We start from the raw sequence: 5,055 nt of genomic DNA on the forward strand, positions 1-5,055 counted from the left end.
CTATTTACCTCAACGAATCTGTTAGAAATTTGAAAACCGTCATTGCCGACAGTTACCATCAATGTTGTTCTCTTACTTCTTACCCTCAAGAAATAAAAATTAATTCAATATACTTGGATACGGGATGTCATAGCCCGGTTAATAGCCATATAATTAGCAATTCTTTGGCACTAATTCCCTTGACAATAGAGTAAATAATTCATCTTATGAGCCGGAATAAGATATTATTTCTCATTTCTATTTTAAGGTAAGCGCCTTTGGTTTTCTACAGCTCTTATTAGCTGATATTGAACTCAACAATTAAAATGGAATTGTTAACTGCATTTATTATTAAATAAATACCAAATTAATGTTATATTTCGCCCCCTCCCATTAATACCCAATTAAAATTATTCAAAAAAAAACATTAAGCATTCTTAAAGGCAAAATAACTTATCTTAAATTATCAAAAAATTACTTTGATAATCGCCTATATAATAGACCTTTTTTGCCAAGAGTTAACGGATGCGAAACGCCAAATACAACTTATTCAACATTGACAATACAATCCTATAAATTTAATTATGTAAAACATAACATCAGATTAAAATAATTCATAACACATTGTTTTAAATATAAAAAACACCATCAGATCAAATATCATAAACGGGAAAATACACATTAAAAATGACTTGACGACATATTATCTCGTAATAATTAGATTATAATAAAATATAATTTACACTATATTTAACACCATCAATAAATAATTTTAAACCAAATAAATAAATTATATATCATTTTTAAATAATAAAACAATGTGATTTATATGACATTCAGCGATATTTAATATTGCGTAGTAAAAACAGATCATCCATTTAACATTATTCAATTTTAAGATATTAGTAAAATATATAAAAAGGATTATATTTATCATTTTCCCATAATTATCGCCACTAATTATTTCAATGTAAAATAGAGATTATAGAATTAATATTAATTCAATTAATAAATTATTTAGTCTGTATATTATTCCATTTTTTCATTAACGATTACTTAATTGGCTGATGAAAAATTTATTCCTCGGTTGAAAACGTTATTAAAGTCGGATCCTTTTTTAAAATACATTGTCTGATTAACTTATTCCATATTTTTATTTATTTTTTTACGCGGTATATAAGCATTAATCAGGCCGATTTTTTTCATTTTTCACAGATGGGTTTATAATGGGTAGGTTTTAAATAGTGATTAAAAACCATTTTTTAATCGATGATTTTGATTAGTATAATAATGTTTTAACCATTGTTTTCACTATTTTTAACACCTGATTTTCATTAAGTTTAATCATCAGGTATATTATGTTTTACGTTTAATCAACGTTAATCATACTTGCTTTTTATCTTTTCTGATGCTGTTTTACTGGAAATTTTAAACAGTTTTCATAAGTCACCCTCTTTTCTTTTTTCACTGATTTTTTCAATTTTCTGTTAATGGTTAATGGATTTCGATTAAATTTGATTAATGTCTTTTTAAAGAACTGCACTTATAGTTAAATCCGACCACGGTTAAAAGGGTGATGTCGAGTAAAGCCATTCTTATTCCAAGCGTTTTCCTGTTTTTCCTGTATTTGATTTTTTGGTTTAGAACCAAAGGGGGTAATGGATATACTAATGATATTAAAATCAAAGTCCATTTCTTTAATCATTTTTAATACCGATAAACGCTGCTGTTATTTTTTTGCTATGCGGTTAACTCTGTTAAATGTTTTAATATAATCTCATGTTTTTGTTACTTCCAGTTGACCAGCATTGAAGTGCTGGTACTGGCCCAACGGGTTAAGCGGCTGTGTTGGTTTGAAATACAGGCCTGTGCGGTGAATGACGAGGAAGCGTATTAGATTAAGGATGCGATCTATAAGCTCCAGTCAGCGCTGGCTTGCCGTGGTTATTCGCCTCAATAGATCATCAATCAGGCTGGAGGATCTTCTGGCCTTCATTTAATAATGATACGTAAATTAAGGTAATAGTGAACTTACAGCCTTGGTGAACTCCTTAAATATAATTAATAATTCCTCAAGATTATTAAATTCTTCCCTTTTGTCCAGCATGTATTGGCCTGTACTGACATTAATGACTTCTGACATACAACTCAAATCATCCCATAGAGTAAATCTGGCAAGGCAATTTTCTTCATCAATATCAATAATTAGACTGTCAGATAATTCATTATTATTAATAACAAATTTGTAATTTTCATGCTCTCGCAACCAGTTTTCAAAATTTACTAACATTTTTTTATCCTTCCATCAGTCTTAGTCGCCTTCACATTTACATTTTCTGCTGATGGCATTCCAGGGACAGGTAGCCCCTTACGTTTAGCTAAACATCCTTCAAGAGAATCGGGACCAACAATCTTCGCCCAGCCCTCATTAGTTGGAATTAAAGATTTCTTCGAAACATCAAATTCAACATACATAGTTCCATTCTTAGCTTGCTTGCCAAAGGCATTAACGTCTACTGGATAAGCTACATGAGTAGTACCAGTAGAACTTTGTACAACACGACCTATATCAACCATTTGCTGATATTCTGTTAGCCCCATTCACCGACAGACAGTAACATTTGTTAATCCCCAAGGATCGATACACGTCACCGGATTGGGCGCATACTGATACAGGTTTAATCCACCTGCCAAGCCGCCTTCGATTAACTGATCACGCGAGATATTCAGCGCCGGGGCTTCGGGCGCGATGAGGATGTTGACCGTCTGTTCCTGATAGCCTTCCGGTAACAGAATGCTGCCTTCAGTGAACCGACAACGGGCTTGATTATCCATCTTTCTTTCGTCTTATGCAGGCATGCCGAACAGAGCAACAACATTGATAATCCTGATTAAACAAATGCAGGGCGTCTCTCCTGCTCAGTCATCAATAAATGTATACAATCAATAATGTTGTCCGTTTAATATTCAGACAAAAAGATATAATAAAAAATCGGCTATGTCTTGATTGCCCGGAGAATTAATCACCAATGAATGTAATAAAATGCGATTTAGGTCACAAAAGATGCCGATAATCTCGCTGGAAACCGGTTTTATAGTTTTATATTAGCTAAATCACTAAAGCTTTATTCAACCTAGTTACCTTGCCCGGTTGATAGACCTGGTATTAATTACCAGAGAAGCTTAACGCTGTATTTTTTATGATATTGAGAATAATCAACTCTGTTTAAGAATAGCTGGCTTAAAAGCGCACAGATGTGGCTGATAACCTAAGCCATTAAGGCCAGCTATTATTTTCACGTCTTTATCAGAGATTGATTTAATCTAATAGATTCACATAATAATTATCCATTTCCTTATCTTGTTTTAATATAAAAATAATCCGATATAAACAATATATACCGGATTATCACACTAACATTAAATTATTCTATATTTCTTAATATATTAGTATTACAACGCCTCCTCATCACAATACATTGCCAATGCCCTATTCAGGGCCTGAGCTAAAGCGGTTCTATGTTCCTTATTCTCCATCAAACTCGCATGGTTACCCGGAACAGCAATCAACTGAAGTAGAGAGTCAGGCATTACCCGCCCCCAACCTAACGATGGATCCATGGTTAAAGGTTTCGGCTCTTCATCCGCAATAAAAGGATTAGGAGGGCAAGGTTCCATCGCATAAAACTGATGCAGCGTTATCGCTAATGCCTGCGGCTCATACTCTTCGACTATTTGTATATAATGCTCTCCCTGCTCCCAACGTTTTGCGACTAAATCAGGGCGCAGACTGGCGGGATATAACGCCAATTCCTGTGCCGCTTCAATAAATTGCACCAAATTCAGCTCATCAATTCGCCGGTACAATGCCGCAACCTCTTCTGTATGTTCCTCCCCAAACTGCTTTACTAACACGGCAAAGAACAAATGGTTGAGTTGCACAGGCTCCTCACTGACATCATGAGGAGCCGGCGTATCAATCAATCCCAGGAAGTTAACCTCCTCCCCGGCATGTAAAAGCCACTGGGCAATGGCATAAGCCAATATGCCGCCGGAAGAGTAACCCGCAATCCGATATGGGCCTGCCGGTTGAACCGCTTTCATCAAGTTGATCATTCTGGCCGCATGTTCTTCCATGGTCGCCATCGGTTCTTCACTGATGGACGGCCAGGGCAGCGTATAAACCGGATAGTCTGACCGGATATGTTGAGCCAGCCCGTACACATAGGAATAATCTTCCATTCCACTGGGCACAAAGAACAATGGCAGCTCCGTTCCGCCCGGTCGCACCGATATGGCGCTAGTCTGCGGCTGAGACAGCAAATCTGAGGTGATTTTTGCTGCCAGTTCGGACAACACAGGGAATTGGAACAAGGCATTCAATGTACAAATCAAACCCTGACCGGCGATAAGATTTACCATTCGAATGGCAAGCAGTGAATGGCCGCCCAAAGCGAAGAAGTTGTCATGCCGGCTGATCTGTTCAATCCCCAGTAATTCACGCCAGATGTCCGCCAATGCGATTTCTGTTTCTCCTCGTGGTGCAGCGTAAATCTGACGGGCAACCGCTTTTTCGTCCGGTGCGGGTAATGCCTGACGATCCAACTTACCGTTCCGGGTTAGCGGGAAAGCATCCAGCCGGACAAATGCTGGCGGTATCATATATTCGGGTAATCGGGCTGACAGATGCGAACGCAAATGTTGCGCCAGTCCTTCCTCATCATCCGCGACCACATAAGCAACCAGACGTTTATCCTCCCCTCTACCATCAGTGACCACCAGTGACTCCCGAACGGCAGGGTATTCCATCAAATGCGCTTCTATCTCGCCGGGTTCTATACGGAATCCCCGGATTTTCACCTGCTGATCATTGCGCCCCACATAAACCAGGTTACCCTCCGGCAGATAACGGGCAAGGTCACCTGTCCGATACATGCGAGCACCCGGCATCACTGAGAATGGATCATCCAGGAAACGCTCTGCGGTCAGATCCGGTCTGTTCAGATAACCACGGGCGATACCCGCCCCTCCGATATAGAGTTCACCTACCGCGCCCCGCGGCACTGGCTGACCCCG

General features: G+C 38.3%; 4 protein-coding genes and 1 pseudogene. All 5 read right to left on the reverse strand.

Annotation, left to right across the window (positions count from 1 at the left end; all coding sequences use genetic code 11):
- Window positions 1–1,528: 1,528 nt before the first annotated feature.
- Window positions 1,529–1,684: a hypothetical protein gene (locus ACGF7G_RS11405; protein ID WP_387465560.1), complete on the reverse strand. Its 156-nt coding sequence runs from the start codon at window positions 1,682–1,684 to the stop codon at window positions 1,529–1,531.
- Window positions 1,685–1,993: 309 nt separating this feature from the next.
- Window positions 1,994–2,269 (reverse strand): hypothetical protein, encoded by a 276-nt coding sequence (locus ACGF7G_RS11410; protein WP_387465562.1) that lies wholly within the window; start codon window positions 2,267–2,269, stop codon window positions 1,994–1,996.
- Window positions 2,263–2,580, reverse strand: coding sequence for a hypothetical protein (locus tag ACGF7G_RS11415; protein ID WP_387465564.1), 318 nt, complete (start codon window positions 2,578–2,580; stop codon window positions 2,263–2,265). Before ACGF7G_RS11415 ends, ACGF7G_RS11410 begins: the two co-directional genes overlap by 7 nt.
- 21 nt (window positions 2,581–2,601) lie before the next feature.
- Window positions 2,602–2,775, reverse strand: a pseudogene (locus ACGF7G_RS11420) (DcrB-related protein); the annotation flags it as partial.
- Window positions 2,776–3,432: 657 nt separating this feature from the next.
- Window positions 3,433–5,055: thioesterase domain-containing protein (locus ACGF7G_RS11425; RefSeq protein WP_387465566.1), on the reverse strand; the 1,623-nt coding region annotated here is incomplete at its 5' end.

The organism is Photorhabdus sp. RM323S (assembly GCF_042879375.1).
Lineage (GTDB): Bacteria > Pseudomonadota > Gammaproteobacteria > Enterobacterales > Enterobacteriaceae > Photorhabdus > Photorhabdus tasmaniensis.

Excerpts from the sequence above, each read along its gene's own strand:
- ACGF7G_RS11405 (WP_387465560.1), bottom strand. The coding sequence starts at position 1,684 with ATGATTAAAGAAATGGACTTTGATTTTAATATCATTAGTATATCCATT.
- ACGF7G_RS11415 (WP_387465564.1), bottom strand. The coding sequence starts at position 2,580 with ATGGGGCTAACAGAATATCAGCAAATGGTTGATATAGGTCGTGTTGTA.
- ACGF7G_RS11410 (WP_387465562.1), bottom strand. The coding sequence starts at position 2,269 with ATGTTAGTAAATTTTGAAAACTGGTTGCGAGAGCATGAAAATTACAAA.